The 21,472-nt window shown below is 41.3% G+C and carries 17 protein-coding genes; 14 read left to right on the top strand and 3 right to left on the bottom strand.

The genetic code is table 11. From position 1 onward, the window contains the following. Positions 1-2: 2 nt before the first annotated feature. From PE36_RS03890 to PE36_RS03855, 8 genes are all read left to right on the top strand, one after another. Positions 3-776 (top strand): ABC transporter ATP-binding protein, encoded by a 774-nt coding sequence (locus tag PE36_RS03890; protein WP_006030658.1) that lies wholly within the window; start codon positions 3-5, stop codon positions 774-776. A 74-nt stretch (positions 777-850) separates the two neighbouring features. Then, positions 851-1,570 carry a DUF3450 domain-containing protein gene (locus PE36_RS03885; RefSeq protein WP_006030657.1) on the top strand — a complete coding sequence of 240 codons (720 nt, stop codon included), beginning with the start codon at positions 851-853 and terminating at the stop codon, positions 1,568-1,570. Further along, complete coding sequence (locus PE36_RS03880; protein ID WP_006030656.1) at positions 1,570-2,982, top strand: MotA/TolQ/ExbB proton channel family protein; 1,413 nt, start codon at positions 1,570-1,572, stop codon at positions 2,980-2,982. Before PE36_RS03885 ends, PE36_RS03880 begins: the two co-directional genes overlap by 1 nt. After that, positions 2,966-3,493: a MotA/TolQ/ExbB proton channel family protein gene (locus PE36_RS03875; protein WP_006030655.1), complete on the top strand. Its 528-nt coding sequence runs from the start codon at positions 2,966-2,968 to the stop codon at positions 3,491-3,493. Before PE36_RS03880 ends, PE36_RS03875 begins: the two co-directional genes overlap by 17 nt. An 18-nt stretch (positions 3,494-3,511) precedes the next feature. Further along, on the top strand, positions 3,512-3,916 hold the full coding sequence (locus PE36_RS03870; RefSeq protein ID WP_006030654.1) for a biopolymer transporter ExbD: 405 nt from the start codon (positions 3,512-3,514) through the stop codon (positions 3,914-3,916). Next, positions 3,916-4,557 (top strand): energy transducer TonB, encoded by a 642-nt coding sequence (locus PE36_RS03865; RefSeq protein WP_006030653.1) that lies wholly within the window; start codon positions 3,916-3,918, stop codon positions 4,555-4,557. The genes PE36_RS03870 and PE36_RS03865 overlap by 1 nt, the downstream gene beginning before the upstream one ends. A 1-nt stretch (position 4,558) precedes the next feature. Beyond that, a complete protein-coding gene (locus PE36_RS03860; protein ID WP_006030652.1) occupies positions 4,559-5,734 on the top strand; it encodes a lipopolysaccharide assembly protein LapB in 1,176 nt (391 codons plus the stop codon). A 173-nt stretch (positions 5,735-5,907) separates the two neighbouring features. Then, on the top strand, positions 5,908-8,670 hold the full coding sequence (locus tag PE36_RS03855) for an EAL domain-containing protein (RefSeq protein ID WP_232286521.1): 2,763 nt from the start codon (positions 5,908-5,910) through the stop codon (positions 8,668-8,670). A gap of 276 nt (positions 8,671-8,946) precedes the next feature. Here the strand turns inward: PE36_RS03855 and PE36_RS03850 are convergent, their stop codons facing one another. Continuing rightward, positions 8,947-10,182 (bottom strand): NAD(P)/FAD-dependent oxidoreductase, encoded by a 1,236-nt coding sequence (locus PE36_RS03850; RefSeq protein ID WP_006030650.1) that lies wholly within the window; start codon positions 10,180-10,182, stop codon positions 8,947-8,949. A 110-nt stretch (positions 10,183-10,292) separates the two neighbouring features. Next, positions 10,293-11,219: a LysR family transcriptional regulator gene (locus tag PE36_RS03845; RefSeq protein WP_006030649.1), complete on the bottom strand. Its 927-nt coding sequence runs from the start codon at positions 11,217-11,219 to the stop codon at positions 10,293-10,295. 244 nt (positions 11,220-11,463) lie between these two features. Between PE36_RS03845 and PE36_RS03840 the strand changes: the two genes are divergently transcribed. Further along, positions 11,464-13,293 carry a 2-oxoacid:acceptor oxidoreductase subunit alpha gene (locus PE36_RS03840; protein WP_006030648.1) on the top strand — a complete coding sequence of 610 codons (1,830 nt, stop codon included), beginning with the start codon at positions 11,464-11,466 and terminating at the stop codon, positions 13,291-13,293. Beyond that, entirely contained in the window at positions 13,293-14,291 is a 999-nt protein-coding gene (locus tag PE36_RS03835) for a 2-oxoacid:ferredoxin oxidoreductase subunit beta (RefSeq protein WP_006030647.1), read from the top strand. Before PE36_RS03840 ends, PE36_RS03835 begins: the two co-directional genes overlap by 1 nt. Before the next feature lie 257 nt (positions 14,292-14,548). On the opposite strand, the gene PE36_RS03830 is transcribed toward PE36_RS03835, so the two are convergent. Next, positions 14,549-15,025 carry a ferrodoxin oxidoreductase beta subunit gene (locus tag PE36_RS03830; protein ID WP_083797970.1) on the bottom strand — a complete coding sequence of 159 codons (477 nt, stop codon included), beginning with the start codon at positions 15,023-15,025 and terminating at the stop codon, positions 14,549-14,551. A 292-nt stretch (positions 15,026-15,317) separates the two neighbouring features. On the opposite strand from PE36_RS03830, the gene fdhD reads away from it, so the two are divergent. The 4 genes from fdhD (at position 15,318) to PE36_RS03810 (ending at position 21,340) form a co-directional block, all read left to right on the top strand. After that, the gene (fdhD, locus tag PE36_RS03825; RefSeq protein WP_006030645.1) at positions 15,318-16,334 is read left to right on the top strand and encodes a formate dehydrogenase accessory sulfurtransferase FdhD; all 1,017 of its coding nucleotides are present in this window, start codon (positions 15,318-15,320) and stop codon (positions 16,332-16,334) included. A 35-nt stretch (positions 16,335-16,369) separates the two neighbouring features. Then, positions 16,370-18,685, top strand: a complete 2,316-nt coding sequence (locus PE36_RS03820) for an FdhF/YdeP family oxidoreductase (protein ID WP_006030644.1) — start codon at positions 16,370-16,372, stop codon at positions 18,683-18,685. A 776-nt stretch (positions 18,686-19,461) separates the two neighbouring features. After that, positions 19,462-19,767, top strand: coding sequence for a PTS sugar transporter subunit IIB (locus tag PE36_RS03815; protein ID WP_006030643.1), 306 nt, complete (start codon positions 19,462-19,464; stop codon positions 19,765-19,767). A 232-nt stretch (positions 19,768-19,999) separates the two neighbouring features. Beyond that, positions 20,000-21,340, top strand: a complete 1,341-nt coding sequence (locus PE36_RS03810; RefSeq protein ID WP_043993822.1) for a PTS sugar transporter subunit IIC — start codon at positions 20,000-20,002, stop codon at positions 21,338-21,340. Positions 21,341-21,472 lie beyond the last annotated feature (132 nt).

The following is a 21,472-nucleotide window of genomic DNA, read 5'->3' as shown; positions in this document are numbered from 1 at the left end:
AGATGGCGTTATCAATGTCCAATATCCACCTCAGTTATGGCAAAAAAAAGGTCTTAAATAACCTTAATATCACCAGCATTAACCGCGGCGTATTAACTGCATTAATTGGCGCGAATGGGACGGGGAAATCGAGCCTGTTTCGCTTGATTGCGGGGATCACTAAAAATCGTAGCGGAACAATAATGCTAGAAGGGCAGGATCTCGAACGCATGCCCAGCAAACAGCGTAGTTTAGCGGTTTGTTACGTGCCTCAGCTAACCGATTACCATATTCGTTTAACGGTTTTTGAAGGCCTGATGCTGGCCCTGAATCTCGCATCGGCACCCATGAATCAACACTCGAAGGAGCAAAAAGTCAGTGATATTATGCAGCTTCTTAATATCAGCGAGTTAGCTAATCAATTTTTAGCGGATTTAAGTGGTGGTCAAAAGCAACTGGTGGCGATTGGTCAGGGCTTGATCCGCAATCCCTCGGTATTACTCTTGGATGAACCCACCAGTGCCCTGGATCTATCGCGGCAGCTACAGGTGATGATGTTATTAGCGGACTATGTAAAGCAGCATAATATGCTGTGTATTATTGCCATTCATGATTTGAATTTGGCCAGTCGCTTTTGCCCACAAATGATAGCCTTGCACCAAGGGGCTTGCTTGGCTCAAGGGCCTACGCCAACGACTTTGAATTCTCAGCTAGCCGAGCAGATGTTTAATATCAGGTTAAACAAGGTGGCGTCGAATTCGGGCTACGATTTGCTCGATGCGCAGTATATCGCTTAGTCATATTTTCACTCTAATGTTGGAACCTAATAAACGTGTATTTCCTCAATAAAAGTTTAATCGTTGTGGCCCTTATGGCTTGCTGTAGCCCAAGTTGGGCAACCTCGGTTGAAAGCTTACAAAAGCACAGTCTGAATAGTCAGGCCAGCAGTAAACAATCACAACTAGAGATTAATAAAATTGACGACCAGTTGATTCAAATTCGTCAGCAAGTTAAGGCGCTGCAGGATGAGTCGGAAAATCTGGAGTTGTATAACCGTTATTTACAGCGTTTATTAACGGATCAAGAGGCCGAGCAGACTTCGCTAGATGAACAAATCGTCAGTGTGAAGGAAACGCGTCAGGGCATTGTTCCTCTGATGGTACGTATGCTTGAAAATCTTGAGCGCTTTGTTGAACTGGATGCACCGTTATTAGCGCAGGAGCGTAAGGAAAGATTAACTCAGCTACAAAACATGATGGCTAAGGCCGATGTGAGTGAGGCTGAAAAATACCGTCGCTTGTTAGGATCCTATGTTATCGAAGCTGAATACGGCAATAAGATGGGCCAATACCAAGCTTCATTAATGATTGATGGTCAGCTGCGTACGGTTAATTACTTCTATCTTGGGCGCATTGTGTTTGTAGCAGTTTCACTCGATGGTCATCAGGTATGGACTTGGGATCGTCAACATAATCAATGGTTAAGTATTGATCCTACCTATGCGCGCGGCATAGAAAAAGCAATTCGAATCAGCAACAAAACAGATATTCCGGCGTTACTTGAACTGCCTCTGTTAAGCGAGGTTAACTAATGAAATTACTTACTAGTTTATTGTTTTTGATCAGCGTTAATCTTTATGCCAATACCTTGGATGAATTGTTATTAACCGTTAAATCTCAGCAACAGCAAACACGTTTACTGGAAAGTGAGCGCAAGCAACAATTCTCCGGGGATTTAAGTGAGTGGCAAGCCAGCTTAAATAAAGCGCAGCAGCGTTTAGCCATGGCCAAACAACAGGCACAAACCTTAGGTCTAGCCTTTGATGATAATGAGAAAAAACTCGCGCAGTTAGCAACTGATTTAGAACTAGCGAAAGACAATCTCGGTGAATTATTTGGTGTGGTGCGTCAAGTTTCCGGTGAGTTTGCTGCGGATATTGAGCAGTCGGTTATTTCGGTACAATACCCTGAGCGTTTATCCTTTGTTACCAGCCTTTCTAAACGCAAAGAATTGCCATCCCTCGCCGAGTTGGAGCAGCTATGGTTTGTTATCCAACAGGAAATGACAGAATCAGCCAAGATCAGTACTTTTAAAACCACGGTATTAGATAGCAGCGGTCTAGCCAGTGAGCAAACCGTGACACGTTTTGGTGCATTTAACCTAGTGGATGATACGCAGTATCTGGTATTAAATAAACAATCCCAATTACCACAACCCTTAACTCGCCCTGTACCAGCTGAAGTGAAAACGACCTTTGATCACTGGTTAAGCAGCAATGAGCCCGTTAAAGCCTTCTATTTTGATCCAGCCAAGGGCGATCTGTTAAAGGTTTTATCTCGTACTCCTACCTGGAGCGAGCGTTTTCAACAGGGTGGTGTGATTGGCTATTTAATCTTTGCGATCCTTATTTTCGGTCTGATCGTGGCATTAGTTCGTTTTATTGTCCTAAGCAAAGAATCGTTAAAAATTAAGGCGCAACTAAACAACACACTGGCTAATTTAGATAATAGTCTAGGGCGCATATTTGCTATTTATCAGCAAAATAAAAAGCAAAACACCCAAGTGCTCGAACTTAAAATCGAAGAAGCGGTTCTGCGGGAAATACCCAGATTAGAGCGTGGCTCGAGTGTATTAAAAGTATTAGCCGCGATTGCACCTATGATGGGCTTACTGGGTACGGTAACCGGCATGATTGCGACCTTCCAATCGATTACCCTGTTTGGTACGGGTGATCCTAAGTTGATGGCGGGCGGTATTTCCATGGCGCTGATCACCACTGTTATGGGGCTAATTGCGGCACTCCCGCTGTTATTAATTCATAGTTTATTACATAGTCGCGCTAACTCGTTAATCAATATTCTTGAGCAGCAAAGTGCCGGTTTAATTGCACTGCAAGCGGAAGCTGAAACAGAAACTGAAAGTAAAAATAATAGTAATAGCCAAATTCAAGCCGTCACGCACACCAACAAAAAAACAGTAGAGCAATATGAACTGGTTAGCTAAACAGGTCGATCTCGTCAGTGACTTTATGAATAGTGGCGGGCAAGTGCTGTGGCTGATTGCGTTTTTATTATTGCTGCTTTGGGGCCTGATTATTGAACGTGGTTATTACTTGCTGGTGGTCTTTCCCAAGTTTAGTCAGCAAATAAGCAGTCAGTGGCAGCAAAGGTTTGATCAGGAATCATGGTTTGCATTGCAAATTCGCCAGGCTTGGATAGCGCAAGCGGAATTAAAACTACAGCAGCACATGTCATTTTTAAATGTACTGATTAAGATTTTTCCTTTGCTCGGTTTGTTAGGCACGGTAAGTGGCATGATCCAAGTCTTTGATGTGGTGGCGGTACATGGTACGGGAAATCCGAGGTTATTAGCCTCAGGAATTTCTATGGCCACCATTCCCACGATGGCCGGCCTTGTTTGTGCCTTATCCGGTTTGTTTTTTTATTCACGCCTACAGAGCCAGCGTAAAAATTTATTAACCAGTTTATTACTGAAGCTGACTAGTCAAAAATAAATTAAAGAGAAGATAGCCATGAGAAGAAGACGTATACGCGCCGAAGATGATACGCAAATTGATATGACGCCCATGTTAGATGTGGTGTTTATTATGCTGATCTTTTTTATTGTCACCACCTCGTTTGTGCGTGAATCTGGCGTTGAAGTCAATCGCCCTAAAGCCGCCACCGCCACCGAGCAAACCAAAGCCGGTATTTTTATTGCCATTAAGGCCGATGGTGAGATATATATGGATAGAAAACAGGTTGATATACAAAGATTAGGGGCTAATTTAGAACGTATTTTAGCAGACCGAGGGGAAGTCGGTTTAGTGATCCAAGCGGATCAAGATACGCGTCATGGCATAGTGGTAAAAGTGATGGATGCGGCTCGGACCGCAGGCATCGGGCAAATATCCGTGGCAGCGGAGCCTAAACAATAATGCGCTTTCTACTTGCCGCTATTGGCGCGCCCTTAATCAGCTTTTCCCTGTTTATCTTTATGGCGAGTCTGATTAATAATCAGGTTAGCCTACCAAAAGATACCGAAGAGAACAGCTATTTTGATTTGGTAATGAGTCAGCAGGATGAGTCTTTTCAATCTAAACATAGACAAAAACCGAAACCACCCGAGCCTAAACCTCAGGTAAGCGCGGTGCCGAGCCCAAGCATTAAACCCGTGATGCAAAATCCTGGGGTGAGTGCCAGCTTAGATATGCCTGCCATGGATCTATCGAGCAGTGTTTCAGCCATGTCCATCAGCATGCCGGGTATAGAACGTGCTTTAGCGCCGCTTGCTCATGTTGGTGAAACAATGGCAATGCCGCTATACCGAGTTGAGCCGAGATATCCGGCTAAGGCATTACGTTTAGGCAAGCAAGGTTATGTGGTTTTATCTTTTGATATTAATGAAGCAGGCAGGGTGGTTAATATTCAAATATTAGAGGCCAAACCTAAGCGTTTATTTGAACGTGATGCCAAACGCGCCCTAAAAAAATGGAAATATAAACCCACGATGGTGAATGGCCAAGCGATATCGCAGTTAGGTCAAAAGATCCGTCTTGATTTTAAATTGGAGTCTTAATATGAAGTGGTTGTTGTTTGCCATGCTATTTTGGGCTAATGGTGTTTACGCAGAAAAAGCACCAAGTTTAAGCCGCAATGTAGGGGGTCAAGTTAGCCTTGCCTTTAAACATTATGAGCAGGATAAATTAACTGATGCACTTAGTGTATTAAATGAAGTGACTACTAGAGAGGGATTTGATAAGGCCTATGTGGATCGCTTTCGCGCTAATTTATATTGGAGCCTAAATCAGCAAGACCAAGCGATAATTATGCTGGAAAGTGCCGTGGCACAACATGCTCTAGTTAAAAAAGAGCAACAGCAAAGCCAACGCATGCTGGCAGATTTGTATTTGAACGCGGGGAAAACTAACAAGGCGATTGATTTATATTTAAGTTTAATCAATACCGCGCCCGATAAAGGCCTCTATCAAAACTTAGCGCAAGCCTATTATCAAACGCAAGCTTGGACATTATTGATTCCCGCTGCCGATAAGGCGATTGTTTTATCAGTGAAATTTAATAAAAGTGTGCACTTACTTCAGCTGAGTGCGTTTTATAAATTGGAATATTATAAAAAGGCCACGGCAACATTAACTCAGTTAACCGAGGCCTATCCGACTGAAAAACGCTGGTGGATGCAACTTGCTGCTATTTATAATTTGCGTCAGGACCATGCGCGTACCCTTTCAACCTATGAACTGGCCTATGCCCGTGGTTATCTTGATAGTGCTAACCAGGTTAAAACACTGGCGCGATTACGTGCCAATCAAGGCGCACCTTACCAAGCCGCACAATTATTAGAGTTATCGTTAGGCCAAGGCTTACTGGCCAAAAATAGTCAATTATATAAAGAGATTGCGGGTTATTGGCAACTTGCGCGCGAGCATGATAAAGCGCAGCAATACTGGGGTAAAAGCGCGCAGCTAAGCGGTAATGGCAAACATTATTTAATTCAGGCCCAGCTATTAGCGCTATTAGGCCAATATGATGCGATGTTGACTAGCTTAAACAAGATCAATACTCAGAATAATACATTTAAGGCGCAGGTTGCTCTGCTAAAAGTACAAGCTGTCTTTGAACTAAAACGTTATCAACAGGCATTAGCATTGGCTCGTTTAGCCGCTAATTATCCTAGCGTAGAAAAACGTGCTTTAGCTTGGTTAAGAGTGATTGAAAGCAAACAACAAAGTTTGTAAGTTGCTGTTTTATAGTCAGAGCTACTGAATATCTAAAGCTGTAACAAAAATATTATAATTGTGCTAGATCATAGTTGTAGGACATTCATGTTTTTTATTCGCTGTTGTCATTTGCAATATTATTATTAACAAGGCAACATGCATTTCCTTATGAATCACAGTGATATTTTATAGTGCTCCAGTCAGTCAAAAATAGCCTACGGATCTACTTTGCTATTGCGATCTATGTAATATGGGTACTCATTTTTTCGGCATTGAATTATGTTAAAGAAAAACGGCAACTATACTCCGAGCTAGATCAGCAGCTGGAAAATGCAGCGCTAAGCATTCCCTCTATGTTACCCAAGGCATTTCATCATAAAGAAATGAACAAAGCCGATCTGTCTAAGCAACAGGATCTTGCTATTACCTTAGCATTAACTGAATATACTCGACGCACTGATATTGTTTATCTCTATACGCTTATCTTGCGGGATAATGACATTTTTTTTACTTCTTTAAGCGCCTCTGGTGCTGAACTAAATTCCAATAAATTTGCATTTAACTATTTTGAGCTATATGACTATGCCTCGCCACGTATTATGGCCATTTTTAAGAAAAACCAGAACCAAATTCATGAATATCATGATCAGTGGGGGGATTTTCGCAGTATCTTCATTCCCATTAAAGCGGACGATGGTAGCGTATATATTGTCGCTGCTGATCTTTCAATTGGTCATATTGATACACTATTAAATGAAACCCTATATTACACCTTAATTGTCTCGGCATTATTTCTACTATTTGCCTGTCCGTTATTTGTTGTGCTCTGTTTAGAACCTCGTCGGCAGGTCAGAATTTTAGTAAAAAAGGTAACAAAACAAACCTCTGAGTTGGTTGAAAGTGAAGCTAAGCTCACGTCCATTTTTGAGTATTCACCTGTGGGCATTTTCCACTATGATAATAACGGCATAATCCAAAAAATAAACAAATGTTTTGAAGGAATTCTCGATTCTGACAGGGATACGCTTATTGGTTTTAATATGCTAGATCGGCTTGAAGATACCGTGCTGCTCAACATGGTGAAGCAGTCATTACAAGGTAAAGTAAGTGTTTATGAAGGTCCTTATACATCAGTATCCGGCCAACGGTTTATGCATTTACAAGCTAATTTTGTCCCGCTTTATTCCAGTTCCGGAGAGATCGAAGGCGGTATCGGCGTATATAATGATACAACAGAAAAACAGCGCAGCACTGCTAACTTAAAAAAGCTGTCTATGGTTGTTGAATACAGCCCTGAGAGTATATTGATAACTGATATTAGCGGTATTATTGAGTATGTAAATCCTAAATTTACCGCAATAACAGGTTTTACTGCAGCCGAAGTTCTCGGTGAAAAAGCCAATGTTTTTCGCTCCAGCGATACGCCTGATAGTGTATACAAAAATATGTGGGCAACGATATTAGCAGGCCAAGAATGGCGTGGAGAATTAAAAAACTGTAAGAAAAATGGTGAACTATTCTGGGCCAAAGTCTGTATTGTACCAGTTACGAATGATGGCGTTATAACCCACTTTATTGGTATTCAAGTGGATGTTACCGAGGCCAGAATTGCGTCGCAAAAAATATCCTATCAAGCGACTCACGATATGCTGACAGGGTTAATCAACCGCTATGAGTTTGAAAATCTGCTGGCGCAAAGCATCATGTCTGCACAACAAGATAATACGACCCATGTATTATGTTTCTTAGATCTGGACCAGTTTAAAATTATCAATGATACCTGTGGGCATATGGCCGGAGATGAACTGCTGCGCCAGTTAGGCCTGCTGTTAGCTGAAAATATTAAACCCCAAGATATATTAGCCCGTTTAGGCGGTGATGAATTTGCCATTTTAATGACGCAATGTGGCCTCACGCAGGCTGAGAAAGCTGCACAGAATATACTGGAATTAATTGCTGATTTTCAGTTTATGTGGGAGAAAAATATATTCAGTATCGGTGCGAGCATAGGTTTAGCTGAGATTAACAGTCAAACTAAAAACACCACAGAAATATTAATTGGTGTTGACTCGGCCTGTTATGCCGCTAAAGATTTAGGTCGTAACCGTATTCATATCTATCACGCCGAGGATGAATTATTAGCCAAACGCGATGGTGAATTCCGTTGGGTTAATGAGCTAAAATATGCATTAAATGAAAATAGATTTGAACTCTATGCACAACCTATCGTGTCGCTCTCAGACCCTTCGCAAAAGCGTATTTACGAAGTGCTACTTCGCCTGCGTACACGAAGTGGTGATATCGTGCCCCCCGGTGCATTTTTACCAGCCGCAGAACGCTATAATTTATCAAACGCTATCGACCGTTGGGTCGTTGACCATACCTTTGCCTGGATGGAGCAACATTTTCAGCAATTAGCTGATGTAGACCATCTGGCGATCAACTTGTCCGGTGCATCATTAGGCAGTAATACGCTGCTGAATCATATTATGCAGCAGATCACATTGCATAACTTACCGCCAAGTATGATCAAGTTTGAAATTACCGAAACTGCGGCGATCAGTAACTTGCGGGATGCGACCTTGTTTATAAAAACACTCAGTGAGTTTGGTTGTCAGTTTGCGCTGGATGACTTTGGCAGTGGTTTATCTTCATTTGCTTACTTGAAAAATTTACCTGTGTGTACATTGAAGATTGACGGTATGTTTGTTAAAGATATTTTGGACGATCCGATTGATGAAGCTATGGTTAAATCAATCAATGATATTGGACATGTCATGGGCATGAAAACGATCGCTGAATTTGTTGAAAATGACGCTATCAGGCAACGATTACAGCACATGGGCGTTGATTTTGCCCAAGGTTATGGGATCGGAAAACCGGCTCCGATCAACGATATCCTGCAACCTCAACGTGCTGGTCATGTCAGTAATTCTATGGTGAGCCTGTTGTGATCATGCGATTTCTATTTTAAGAAATTTAGCCGCGATGATTGCCCCACATAAAACGAATCGAACGTTATATTTTATACAGGGCGACGTACTAATAGAAAAATTTATTAATGGTTCGTTAACAGAGGGGGCTCCGTATGAGTATGGAGAAACTCCGCTCGGATTGGAAATCAGCTTATAACCAATTAAAAAGTAGATTAAAACCAATTCACACCGATTGTCTGCCAAGATCTAGTTTGCCCCTGTATAACCTCCAAGCCGTAATTTTTTGTTATTGGATCATAATAGCTTTGTTGGTGAATTTTTTATTCTACTCCGCAACCAGTCAGCCAATATAATTAATCCTGTTGAATATAACCCAAACAAGGCTTTTTGGTGTGTTCTATAAAGTGCGTTATAGGTATAGCGTGCAATGCGGCCTCGTAATATAGGCCCTTTCTTTAGAATGCCAAAGGCGTTGAACCGGCTAATTGAGATTATTGACCCTTTATCATCAAAAACAAAAGGCTTAGTTGTCTTACCCGCTTGAATTTCGAATAAGGTGATGGCTAGATAGTCGGCCATTTGTCTGGCTGCTTGCGCTCTTGCAGGGACAGTTTTTCCATTGGTTTGTAAACATGCACAACAATCACCTATTGCAAAAACATTACGATCTAGAGTTGTCGATAAATTTGAATTTACATGGAGGCGGTTATTATTATCGGTCTCTAATCCATCCAAGGTTCTCAGTAGCTTCGGTGCAATAATACCTGCGCTCCAAATATTGAATGTAGCGGGGTAGTGTTGGCCTTCGGCAGTAGTTAATCCGTTTGATTGTACTGCATTTACTCTGGTGTTAACGATAACGTTCACACCTATATTGGTGAGTGAATGCGTAGATAACTGAGCGATGTCTTGAGATAGTGCTGGTAAAATACGTTCACTAGCTTCAAGCAAGTTAACTGAGAGTTGACAGGAATATTGTTTTCCCATTTTAGTTAACTCGGCTGCGAGCTCTACCCCCGTTGCACCTGCGCCAACAATATTCACGTTTAATGTATCCGCTGAAGTTGTATCTGTAAGTGCTTGTTGCAAGCTATTTCTGAGTTGTTGAGCCTGGTGGGTACAATCAAGGAATTGGCAATGCTCAGCGGCACCAGGCGTGCCAAAATCATTGGCTTGGCTGCCGATGGCAATAACCAAATAATCATAGTTTAGTCTTTCTAGTGCTTTGTTATCGTCATCTATTATTTGGTATGAGAGGTTTTTTCCTTGTCGATTGATACTGTCGAGAGAGGCATGTAAAAATTGATAGCCATTGGTATTTCCATGACGACGGTAGTCGAGTTTATCGGCAGGCTGATTAAGACCGCCGCCCACGAGCTTATGTAATAATGGTTTCCAAATATGATGGCCACTACTATCAATTAAGGTGATCTTAGCTTGGTTCTGTTTACCTTGTTTTCGGCCTAGTTTGGTTGCTAGTAGCAAGCCACCTGCGCCACCGCCAATAATAACAATATGAGGTATTTGCATGATTTATCCCTTAAACGTTGAGTGCTAAGGGATATATTAGGGCTATGGTGAGAATAGAAAAATAAGCATTCACGCATTTGAGTCGTGAACATATGTCACTTATCCAACGACTATGTTTTCATCCAGCTAGCATGTGCTGATTCGTCTTGTGATGCTAATTTTTGCACTATGTATTCAATGAACAAGCGCACTTTAGCGGGTAAGTAATCACGACTGAGATAATACAAATAAACAGCCTGTTCTGGATTGCGCCAAGGGGAAGATATCAGTGTTAATTTTCCTTCCTGTACTAAATCTCGCACAAGAAAATGAGGCATAAAAGCCAGACCTGTGCCTAGACTTGTTAATTGAGCTAATGCATTGCCATCATCAACTAACACATAGGACTTAGGATCTAGCTCTACTATTTGTTCTGCTTGTGGCAGCATAATTGTTAATATGCGACCAGATTGTTTGAAGCGGTATTTTATCCAGTTATGTTGCTCAAATTCGGCAGGCGTTGTTGGCGTACCAAATTTAGCAAGGTGATCGGGACTGGCAAAAATTCCCATGTCCATAGGACATATACGTCTTGCGATTAAACGGCTGTCGTTTAATTTACCACTGCGTATCGCGATATCTATACCACTCTCGACGATATCTGTGTAGTCATCTGAAAAACTAAGTTCGAGTTTAATATCAGGGTATTGCTGACAAAACTCAGGTAACAATGGCACCACGTAGAGCTGGCCAAAAGACATAGGTAGATTGATTTTTAAGGTGCCTGTGGGTGTTGAGATATTTTGTGTCAGCTTGCTTTCAGTATTCTGCAATAAGCTCAGAACTTCCCGCGCTGTCTGTAAATAGCTCTCGCCTGCTTCGGTAAGTTGTAATTGCCGTGTGGTGCGATGTAATAAGCGTACACCTAAATCTTTTTCGAGTCGCGTAATCGCTTTACTGATGGTGGACGGTGATTGGCCTGATTGGTTAGCTACGGCAACAAAACTACCTTGTTCGGCAAGAGAAACGAATAGCTGTAACAGATTAATTTTATCCATAAACCTTCCAAAATCCTTATTCGTGAAAAACATTCATCAGTAACGTGAATGGATGGGTATTTTTACACACTCGGAACTACTTTAATATCACAACATCAGATCAAGAGACGGTATATTCATCTTATTTTATATTGATAATGAATAACGTTGATAAAGATTAAGTGTGACTCATGGCAATCGATATAAGTTGTAGACGTAACAAGTTGTAACGGACGTCAAGACGAATAAAAATTTGGAGGTAATAATGACAGTAACTGCGTTGAAAAATGAAGTGATTTGCTTTGCAGGTGATTCGGGTGATGGTATTCAGCTCTCAGGTAGCCAATTTTCCCTTAATATTTCTGAACATAATGAAGTTATTACACAGCCGGATTATCCCGCCGAAATTCGTGCACCAGCGGGTACATTAGATGGTGTTTCGGCATTTCAAATGCAATTTTCAGCAAATGTAATTCATACGGTTGGCGATGAGTTTTCAGTATTAGTTGCCATGAATGCGGCAGCATTACACTGTAAAATTGGTGAATTAAAGAAAGGTGGATTGATTCTCGCCGATACCGATGGCTTTCAGAGTAAAAAATTAGCATTAGCGACGTATGCGTCCGACCCTTTGAATGATGGTAGTTTATCTGAATATCGCGTCATTGCTGATGATTATACCCGTTTAACGATGCAGTCGTTGAGTCATATTGATTTACCAAGTAAATACCGTAAACGCAGTAAGAATTTTTTCATGCTGGGCATTGTATTATGGATTTATGGTCGTTCTACAACCGCCACTGAAACATGGATTGAAAAACAATTTAGTATAAAGCCAGAAGTATTGGAGGCGAATATACTCGCACTACAAGCTGGTTTCAATTATGGAGATACGACAGAAATTTTTGAGGAAAGTTTTCATGTTGAATCTGCACCGAAAACCGCGGGTTTATATCGCACAATTTCGGGCAATGAAGCATTATCGTTGGGCTTTGTCTGTGCCGCGGATAAGCTTCATCGTCCGTTATTTTTAGGATCTTATCCGATAACGCCCGCGTCTGAAATTTTACATACCTTGGCAAAATATGCACATTTAGGTGTGAAGGTATTTCAGGCAGAAGATGAGATCGCCGCTGCATGTGCTGCGCTGGGCGCGTCTTATGCCGGCGCTTTAGGGATCACATCGACATCGGGACCTGGGTTATGTTTAAAAGCAGAAACCTTGAATCTAGCGGTTATGACAGAACTGCCGCTGGTGGTCATAAATGTTCAACGTGGTGGCCCTTCAACTGGGTTACCGACCAAAACTGAACAATCTGATTTATTGTTTGCTATGTATGGCCGTAACGGGGATTCTCCTATGCCAGTATTGGCTGCAGCTTCTTCGGCAGATTGTTTTGATATGGCTTTAGAAGCCAGTCGAATTGCCACCCAGTTCATGACCCCTGTTATATTACTGAGCGATGGTTATCTTGCTAATGGCGCTGAATCTTGGCGAGTACCTACGCTTGATGACATTCAATTTCCAATTATTAAGCAAGAACAACAGACTGAAAATTTTCAACCCTACTCGCGAGATCCAGATACTGGCAGTCGGCGTTGGGTGATCCCCGGAGAGATGAATAATATGCACCGTATTGGTGGTTTAGAAAAACGTTCAGTCACGGGAGAAACTTGTCATGATGGCGAAAACCATCAACAAATGACGCTGCAAAGGGCCGCTAAAATTGCGGGTATTAGTCGCTTTATTCCTCAGCAAACATTAACAGGGACATTTGACGATCAAGTTCTTGTGTTGAGCTGGGGCAGTACCCGCGGTGCGGTATTATCTGCGGTTACTCAGTTAAGAGAGCAAGGCATGAGCGTTGCCCATACGCATTTACGTTACCTTAATCCGTTTCCTGAAAATCTTGGAGAGCTGATTGCTTCATTCAAACACGTATTGATATTGGAACTGAACAACGAGCAATTAGTGAAAATGATCCGTGCTGAGTTTGTTATTCAGGCGCGTTGTATTACGCAAGTAACGGGTGCGCAATTTAAGGTGAATGATGTGATGGACTCTATTTGTCAATTTATCGAGGAGATACAGTAATGGATATAACCACGTTAAATCGTAAAGATTTTGTCTCAGATTCGCAAGTTAAATGGTGCCGGGGTTGTGGTGATTTCAATGTATTGAAAGTAATGCAATCAATGTTAGCCAAGACCGGAAGAAGCCGTGAAAACAGTGTCTTTATTTCTGGTATCGGCTGCTCTTCTCGTTTTCCTTATTATCTTGAAACTTATGGTTTTCATACGATTCATGGTCGAGCGCCTGCGATTGCAACTGGGGTTAAAGCAACAAATCCAGCATTGGATGTGTGGGTGATTACGGGTGACGGTGATGCGCTTAGTATTGGTGGTAATCATTTCATGCATGCTATCAGGCGTAACCAAGATATTAAAATATTATTGTTTAATAATGCAGTTTACGGTCTGACTAAAGGGCAGTTCTCGCCTACATCTGCACAAGGTTGGATCTCTAAATCTAGTCCTAATGGTTCGCCAGACCGTGCGATTCGACCGCTGGCGTTAGCCGCATCTGTGGGGGCGACTTTTATCGCGCGTACTTGTGATAATGATCCTAAGCATTTAGCCATGGTATTAGAAGCGGCGGCGGAACATAAAGGCACGGTTGTGGTAGAGATATTACAAAACTGCGTGATCTTTAATGATGGCGTGCATGAACCTTATTATGGACCGAAAAATAAAACGGAAAACTTACTGTATTTAGAGCAAGGTAAGCCACTTTCATTTGGGGAAAATGAAGACAAAAAATTAATCATCAATGGCTTTGGTTTTAAAAAAACAACTGTTGCAGATCCGCAACAGTTTATTCATAGGCAAGAATTGCAGGATCTTGAGTATGCTTTTGCGTTAGCTAATTTAAGCTATCCTGAGTTTCCTGTGCCAGTCGGTATTTTCCGTCAAGTACAACAACAGACATTTGATCAGTTATTAATGGAGAAGGAAAAAAAAGCCAAACAACAGCATGGAGGCAGTGACCTAACTGCATTATTACAACAAGGCAGTTACCAACGGGTTGTTTAGTTAAACCGAAAATTGATCTAAACTTTATGACAATTAAAAGTATCAGGAGAAACTCATGAGTGACCATGTATACAAAAAGGTGACGTTAATGGGTTGCTCGGCGGTGAAAATGGGAAGAGCTGTAAATAACGCGATAGAATAATCCAGCAAAACGATAAAAATATGGACTGGTTTGAAATTGTAGAAGCTCGCGGTCATTTGCAAGATGAAAGCCTGCTATCTTGAAGTGACCCCGTTAACTTAAACAGAGGGTTTTTCTAAAAAGAAAAACCAATCATAAATTCACCAGTGGCCTCATTATCAGAGAATATAGCTCTGTCTGATGTATATTTTTCTTGTCTAAGACCGGCGCTAAAGAACATTGGTGACTTAATATAGGCGATGCCAATACGATAACCATAAGCATCTATATCACTGTTATCTTCGACAAAATAATGGCTATATAGCAAACCAAAATATGGTTTTAGCTGTTCAGATGCGGGAATATAATAGGTTGACTCTACAGTGGCTTTTGAGACAGTAGGCTTGCCTGAAAACCAGTATTCATAGGCGGTACCAACAGAAAGATTATCTAAGGCAAAGTAGTTAACTGAGACACCTGCAATGGTATAGTTTTCGGGACCAATGGAAGCGCCGCCCAGTTTTATCCCCACTGACTTACTACCCGCAATTAACGAGGCTGAGTGGCTAAGGTTACTGAGTAAAAGAAAAGTAGTTAAGAGTATTAGCCTCATTATGATCCCTTCAAAAATTAGCTTGGTGTGTCAAGTTTATACCAATAATGCTCAACTCACTTCAATATGCTTAAATTGATATTCACAAAGATTGCTTGATGAACCCTTTGTTTACCTTACGTTGAGTAAACTGATAGATTTTTCTTATCAAACGAAAGAATTTTCCCGTTATATTTATTGCCACATAAAAGGTAATGTAAAGCTCTTATTTTGCGAATGTTAAAGATCACCGCTGCAATGATGGTGGTAAATATCCAATTTTAGCATCGATCTATTAGAGTGAAGCACGCCCATGGCTGAACAGAAAATAAATCCGGAAAATTATGCGATAGCTGAGCGAGACTCTGCTTTTAATGTTACCTATCCTCTAGCTCACTATCAAAATAGTCATCCAGCGCCTCAATCCATCCCACATACCGCAGGTGTTGCGACATGCTCGCTGCAACAGATAAATGGCACTAATGTAAGCCTTTCTATTGATTCAGTGATTATTGAAGAGCCTTTAGAGATACGGCTCATTTACAACGATAGCGCGGGAAAAGAACAAGAACGAGTTTACCTGGTAACGATGCGTACACCGGGTGACGATCTTAATCTGGTTACAGGCCTGTTGTTGGCAGAAGGTATTATCAACAGCGCGAGCGATATTGTTGGTATCAATGAGCAATTTGATTTAGATGACATTTACCACAATGACATTTATTACAATGATATTAATCAAAATGAAATACATCTACGCTTATCACCAGATGTTGTTGTGGACTGGACATTAATCAATCGAGATACAACGTCATTCTCCAGTTGCGGTGTATGTGGAAAATCATCAATAAAGTCTTTAGAACTACGCAATATTCCAGATTTAGAGTCCAATAAAGTTTGGTTGTCAGGTCATATAATTCCGCACTTTAGTGAGCAACTACGTCAATATCAAGCGATGTTTAACCAAACGGGCGGTGTACATGGTTGCGGCTTATTCGATGCAAAAGGGGAGCTGCTACTGAGTTGTGAAGATGTCGGTCGCCACAATGCGTTAGATAAATTGCTGGGTAAATTAGCAAGAAGTACTGAGCTTGATAAGCAACAAAAAATTGTGTTCCTAAGCGGGCGGATCAGTTTCGAATTGGTTCAAAAAGTACTGGTTTCTGGCATATCGGTATTAATAGCGGTGGGCGCGCCATCCAATCTTGCGATCAACATGGCGAAACGCTTCAACCTTACCCTGATTGGCTTTAGCCGTAATGGCGGATTTAACGTCTACCATGGTGCTTTCCGTTTAAAGCGACTTAATGAAACCGATCATCTGATATAAGCCATTTGATATAGACTATCTTATAGAGAATCGACATGACAATTAAAAAATACGAAGGCTCAGCTGGTGGTTGGGGTGCGTTATTAAGTACCACCAAACATCTGGTAAAAAGCGAAAATGTGTCACGAAACATTCGCAACTTACTGAAAACAAATCAAGACAAAGGTTTCGATTGTCCGGGTTGTGCATGGGGTGAATCGAAAGAACCAACGCGGTTTAAATTCTGTGAAAATGGTGCTAAAGCGGTTAATTGGGAAGCCACAAGTCGACGTGTTACCCCCGCATTTTTTGTAAAACATCCGGTAAGTTGGCTAACCCAGCAAAGTGATTATTTTTTAGAGTCGCAAGGGCGGCTTAGTCATCCTGTGCAGTACAATCGTGACACGGATTGCTATGAAGCGGTTAGTTGGCAACAGGCATTTACCCTGATCGCTAAACACTTAAATACACTTGATCATCCCAATCAAGCAGAGTTTTATACCTCGGGTCGGGCAAGTAATGAAGCGGCATTTTTGTATCAACTTTTTGTGCGTAAATTTGGTACTAATAACTTTCCTGATTGTTCCAATATGTGCCATGAAGCCAGTGGTGTAGGCTTGAAACAAGCGATTGGTATTGGCAAGGGAACAGTGACACTGGAAGACTTTGAGTATGCTGATGCTATTTTTGTGTTTGGTCAAAACCCAGGAACAAACCATCCACGCATGTTAGATACACTGCGCCAGGCATCACGTCGCGGGGCGGCAATCGTCACTTTTAATACTTTAAAAGAAAGAGGCTTAGAGCGTTTTACTAATCCACAATCAGTGAAAGAAATGCTGACAGATGGTTCGACACAAATTAGTCAGTGTTATTTCACGCCTAAACTGGGTGGGGATATGGCCGTTGTACGCGGTATGGTTAAAGCACTTGGTGTGATTGATAAAGCCGAATTAGCCGCAGGACGACTATCTATATTTGATCATGTATTTATTGCTGAGCATACTCAGGGTATTACTGAATACTTAACCGCAGTCGAAGCAACGTCGTGGCATGAGATCACCGAGCAGGCTGGATTATTACAATCTGAAATTGAGCAAGCAGCCAGTATTTATCGTCAATCTAAGCGGGTGATCATCACGTGGGCGATGGGCATTACTCAGCATAAGCATTCGGTTAAAACCATTCAAGAGATCGCCAATTTACAGCTGTTGTTTGGCCAGTTAGGGCAACAAGGTGCTGGATTGTGTCCCGTGCGTGGACACAGTAATGTGCAGGGCGATCGCACCATGGGTATTGATGAAAAGCCAACTGCTGCATTTATCAAAAGCATATCGAATGAATTTGATTTTTCAGCACCGTCAAAACCCGGACATAATACGGTTGAAGCCATCAAAGCCATGCTTGCTGGTGATAGTAAAGTGTTTATTGGCCTAGGCGGAAACTTTGCGGCTGCAACGCCTGACACAGTATTAACACAACAAGCACTTTCAAACTGTAACTTGACGGTTAATATCGCCACCAAACTAAATCGTACGCATTTGATAACGGGTAAAGACTCGCTCATATTACCTTGCTTAGGACGTACTGATATTGATATGCAAGCATCTGGGCCACAGCGCATCACCGTTGAGGACTCGTTTAGCATGGTGCATGCATCAGCTGGTGTAGTTGCAGGTGATACTGGCGAAATGCGCTCTGAGCCTGCTATTATTGCCGGTATTGCTGAAGCGACGTTAGGCAAGCAACCAATAGACTGGACTTGGGTGATTGAAGATTACGCACGGATCCGAGATCTGATTGAAAAAACGATTCCTGGTTTTAGCGATTTTAATCGCAAGATAAAACAGCCTGGTGGTTTCTATCTTGGTAACAGTGCTGCTCAGCGACAATGGAACACACCCTCGAAAAAAGCACAATTCATGCAGCATGATCTGCCCGTTCATTTACTGCCCGCAAGCTTACGAGAGCTCAGTAATGATCCCGTATTCGTATTACAAACGATGCGCTCACACGATCAATACAATACTACTATTTATGGTTTTGATGACCGCTACCGTGGTATTTCAGGAGAGCGTAAAGTCCTTTTTATTAACGACAATGACATCTCTGCACTAGGCATGGAGAATAACCAATTAGTCGATATTGAATCGCTGTGGCCGGATGGTATTGAGCGTAAAGTGTTTGGTTTTAAGCTGGTGGCTTATGATATTCCAGAAGGGAATATTGCCGCTTATTTCCCTGAAACTAATCCATTGGTATCTATCTATGGGAAAGGGGACTTGAGTGATACGCCAATTTCAAAAGCGATCCCTGTTGTGTTATCCGCGACCGTATTGAAGAGTGATCAAATTGATACGGTTAGTGCTTAACTCTTAACTCTGTGTTTTATAGCTATAAACTGCTGATTCATTGGCCGTTTATAGCTAACCTATAAACTATCCCCTACGGATCGGCATTCAAGATGTAATAAACCTCGTTGGATAACATATTTTGTAGCGCTATCAACTTTTTCTCACCTAATCCACGTTAACGATGTGCAAATATAACAATGCTTATTATTGTGGCTCATGATCTAACTCCCTATCAATAAACCTAAAATACCTTACATCTCTTTTTCAATAATATTTATTCTACGCCTCTTTTGTCAGGCTTAAATCTTAAAAATACATTTATATTTTTATGGTAAAGAGACTTGGCTCACATGAAAAAACACCAAACCCTAAAGAAATTCAAGCTCAAAGTGAGAGATAGTTCACAGGGGGAAGTAAGTCCTGTTTTTTATTTTAATTGATGACTAGGAAACTATAACCCATTATTTAATAGGTGATTATAATATATATTATAAATGCACATTTCGCATGTAACCAGTTGTTTTTAAAGGTTAACACCCTGTAATTCTGGCTGTTTATCAGACCTGGAATGTTAATTATTCTGTAGGTCATACGTATGTTTATGCTTAACACTTTAGTTTATCAATTTAAAACGGAACATATTTCAGATCACAAATTAAGTTTTCTGTAATTGTAATAAAAAATACATTAGCGCAACATATACCTCAAAGGGGGCGTGGGCTTAGTTAGGTGAATAAGCCGTTCATTGATTCCTTATAATAATTATAAATCTACAAATCAAGAGGTTATTGAATATGATTAAAATTTTCCTTTGCTGTGCAGCAGGTATGTCTACGTCGATGGTTGTTAACAAAATGCGTAAAGCTGCTGAGGAAGCTGATATTAAAGCTGAAATAAATGCTTACTCTATTTCTGCATTCGAAACTGAAGTTAAGAAAAATGATGTTTGTCTCGTTGCTCCACAAGTGAAATACAAGTTTGCGGAATTCAGCAAGCGTTGCGAAGAAGAAAACGTGGCGTGTGGGCAAATTGACATGATGCAATACGGCATGATGAAAGGAAAAGAAATCCTCCAACAAGCGATTAATTTAAAAGGCTAGTCGTCGGTTGTAACCAGTTTTTATTTGAATTTTAACTTAAATCATAAGCGTTCAGGAATGAACACGTGTCGTATGAAATAGGATAATTTATGAAAAACACATCATTAGCAATCTTGGTAGCTTCAGCTATCGCCGCCCCATTCTCAATTAAATAATTAATCAGTGCGTAGCCCTCACGCTGCGCATTTTTTCAGACTTATTCAATACATATTTTTATAAATAAGGAAATTTTATGTCACTTATAAATGCCACAATGGATTTTGTTGAGCGCGTCATTGCGCCCATTGCAGGTAAGGTTGCTAGTCAAAAGCATATCTGCGCTATTAAAGACGGTTTTATTTCAACAATGCCATTCCTGATTGTTGGTTCGTTACTGTTAGTATTTGCTAACCCTCCTGGTACGGGTAACTGGTTCTTAGACGGTTGGCACGCAGTTGTTCAAGGCATCGGTCGGGATAACATTGTTGGTCCATTCTTTGTCAGCATGGGTATTTTCGCAATGTACTCTGCTTATGGTATCGCATATAACCTAGCTGAGACGCTTAACACGAAAGGTGTTATCCCAATGAACTCAGGTATGTTGTCTATGTTCTCTTTCCTATTAGCTGTTGCGCCAGCTGTTTGGGTTGGTGGCGAGTTAGGCAGTGTGATTCCTATGGCTTACTTAGGTGGTGCGGGTGCATTTACTGCTATCATTTGTGGTCTATTCGTTCCTACGCTACAAACGTTTCTTGTTGAAAAGAACATTCGTATCAAAATGCCAGAAGCGGTGCCTGAAAAAATCGCAGCGTCATTTGACCTACTTATTCCCGTCGTTGCAATGATCTTAATTGTGCAAGTTATCAATGGTGTATTGGGTAACTTTGACCTAAATATCGCAACGGGTATCATGGCATTGTTTAGCCCACTTGTAGCCGCTTCTGATACATTCTTTGCTTTTGCGCTGGCTATCTTGTTAATTCAATTATTGTGGTTTGCTGGTATTCACGGTGCATCCGTTGTTCTAGGCGTTATTGGTCCACTACTGCTAATCAACTTAGGCGCAAACCAAGAAGCACTCGAAGCAGGTAAAGCATTACCGGCTATCTTCATCAATCCTACCATGGACTTCTTCGTATTTATTGGTGGTTCTGGCGGTACATTAGCGCTAGTTTGCATGATGGCTCGCTCTAAATCAGTTCACTTACGTACTGTCGGTAAAATGTCATTCATTCCTGGTTGTTTCAACATTAATGAACCTGTTATTTTTGGTACGCCAATCGTAATGAACCCAACCTTCTTTATTCCTTGGATTGCTGCGCCATTAGTCAATGCATGTATCGTTTGGGGTGCATTCAAGTTTGACTTAGTGTCTAAAGTTGTTGCTTTACCACCATGGACTATGCCTGCGCCAATCGGTGCTGTCATGGCGACTAACTCAATGATCGCTGCCGTTGTCGTAGCGACCTGTTTCGTAGTCAGTGGCTTAATCTTCTACCCATTCTTCAAAGCGTATGAAAAAGAATTATTAGCGCAAGAAGAACCAGAACCGCTTGCTGAAGCAGGGTCATTATCACCAGCTAAAGCGGCTTAATAAACCCAGTGTAGCAATCACAAATAGCTATACCTTTAATAGCGGTATTTCATAAATAGAAAATAGCCATCTTTTACACTTAATTTACAAGGTAATACCAATTGCATTAAATAATGATCATCTATTTATTGT

It is taken from the genome of Moritella sp. PE36 (assembly GCF_000170855.1).
Taxonomy (GTDB): Bacteria; Pseudomonadota; Gammaproteobacteria; order Enterobacterales; family Moritellaceae; genus Moritella.
This window is presented reverse-complemented; position numbering and strand designations above follow the sequence as displayed.

Excerpts from the sequence above, each read along its gene's own strand:
- PE36_RS03890 (WP_006030658.1), top strand. The coding sequence starts at position 3 with ATGGCGTTATCAATGTCCAATATCCACCTCAGTTATGGCAAAAAAAAG.
- PE36_RS03885 (WP_006030657.1), top strand. The coding sequence starts at position 851 with ATGGCTTGCTGTAGCCCAAGTTGGGCAACCTCGGTTGAAAGCTTACAA.
- PE36_RS03880 (WP_006030656.1), top strand. The coding sequence starts at position 1,570 with ATGAAATTACTTACTAGTTTATTGTTTTTGATCAGCGTTAATCTTTAT.
- PE36_RS03875 (WP_006030655.1), top strand. The coding sequence starts at position 2,966 with ATGAACTGGTTAGCTAAACAGGTCGATCTCGTCAGTGACTTTATGAAT.
- PE36_RS03870 (WP_006030654.1), top strand. The coding sequence starts at position 3,512 with ATGAGAAGAAGACGTATACGCGCCGAAGATGATACGCAAATTGATATG.
- PE36_RS03865 (WP_006030653.1), top strand. The coding sequence starts at position 3,916 with ATGCGCTTTCTACTTGCCGCTATTGGCGCGCCCTTAATCAGCTTTTCC.
- PE36_RS03860 (WP_006030652.1), top strand. The coding sequence starts at position 4,559 with ATGAAGTGGTTGTTGTTTGCCATGCTATTTTGGGCTAATGGTGTTTAC.
- PE36_RS03850 (WP_006030650.1), bottom strand. The coding sequence starts at position 10,182 with ATGCAAATACCTCATATTGTTATTATTGGCGGTGGCGCAGGTGGCTTG.
- PE36_RS03845 (WP_006030649.1), bottom strand. The coding sequence starts at position 11,219 with ATGGATAAAATTAATCTGTTACAGCTATTCGTTTCTCTTGCCGAACAA.
- PE36_RS03840 (WP_006030648.1), top strand. The coding sequence starts at position 11,464 with ATGACAGTAACTGCGTTGAAAAATGAAGTGATTTGCTTTGCAGGTGAT.
- PE36_RS03835 (WP_006030647.1), top strand. The coding sequence starts at position 13,293 with ATGGATATAACCACGTTAAATCGTAAAGATTTTGTCTCAGATTCGCAA.
- PE36_RS03830 (WP_083797970.1), bottom strand. The coding sequence starts at position 15,025 with ATGAGGCTAATACTCTTAACTACTTTTCTTTTACTCAGTAACCTTAGC.
- fdhD (WP_006030645.1), top strand. The coding sequence starts at position 15,318 with ATGGCTGAACAGAAAATAAATCCGGAAAATTATGCGATAGCTGAGCGA.
- PE36_RS03820 (WP_006030644.1), top strand. The coding sequence starts at position 16,370 with ATGACAATTAAAAAATACGAAGGCTCAGCTGGTGGTTGGGGTGCGTTA.
- PE36_RS03815 (WP_006030643.1), top strand. The coding sequence starts at position 19,462 with ATGATTAAAATTTTCCTTTGCTGTGCAGCAGGTATGTCTACGTCGATG.
- PE36_RS03810 (WP_043993822.1), top strand. The coding sequence starts at position 20,000 with ATGTCACTTATAAATGCCACAATGGATTTTGTTGAGCGCGTCATTGCG.